This window comes from Methylobacterium oryzihabitans, from assembly GCF_004004555.2.
GTDB classification, from domain to species: domain Bacteria; phylum Pseudomonadota; class Alphaproteobacteria; order Rhizobiales; family Beijerinckiaceae; genus Methylobacterium; species Methylobacterium oryzihabitans.
The window spans coordinates 1-527 of the sequence record NZ_SACP01000107.1 but is presented as its reverse complement, the minus strand read 5'-3'; the positions used below and the strand labels follow the sequence as shown (position 1 = coordinate 527).

Genomic DNA, 527 nt, shown 5'->3' with positions numbered 1-527 from the left:
GGAAGATCAGCGTCGTGTCGATGAGTATCTGCGAGCCCCCCAGCACCAAGTCGAGCGCAGGCCATTCCGGCCGTGGCTGCTCCTTGTGCTGGTGGTGGCCGTGACCATCGGGTTGGGTCTCATCAGCCGCCTGCTGAGTGGACTGGTGCTATGAGCTGCTTCGCGCTCGCCCTCCCCTCGTGCAGTTTGCGGCCGGCCCAAAGGGCCACGAATTCCGTAAACCTTATGAGATATCCCCATGACTCATCGCATCGTGATTGTCGGCGGCGGCGCCGGCGGCCTGGAACTGGCGACCCGCCTGGGTAAAAGCCTGGGCAAGCGCAAGCAGGCCGACATCACCCTGGTCGACGCCAACCTCACGCACATCTGGAAGCCACTGCTGCACGAAGTGGCCGCCGGCTCGCTGAACTCCTCGGAAGACGAACTGAACTACGTGGCCCAGGCCAAGTGGAACCACTTCAACTTCCAGCTGGGGCGCATGAGCGGCCTGGACCGTGAGGGCAAGCAGATTCAACTGGCCGCCACCC

The 527-nt window shown here is 63.6% G+C and carries 2 protein-coding genes; both read left to right on the top strand.

Annotation, left to right across the window (positions count from 1 at the left end):
* Positions 1 to 154: DUF3094 family protein (locus EOE48_RS30550; RefSeq protein WP_127734232.1), on the top strand; the 154-nt coding region annotated here is incomplete at its 5' end.
* 84 nt (positions 155 to 238) lie between these two features.
* Positions 239 to 527, top strand: a 289-nt coding sequence (locus tag EOE48_RS28570; RefSeq protein WP_187371593.1) for an FAD-dependent oxidoreductase, incomplete at its 3' end; no start/stop codon positions are given.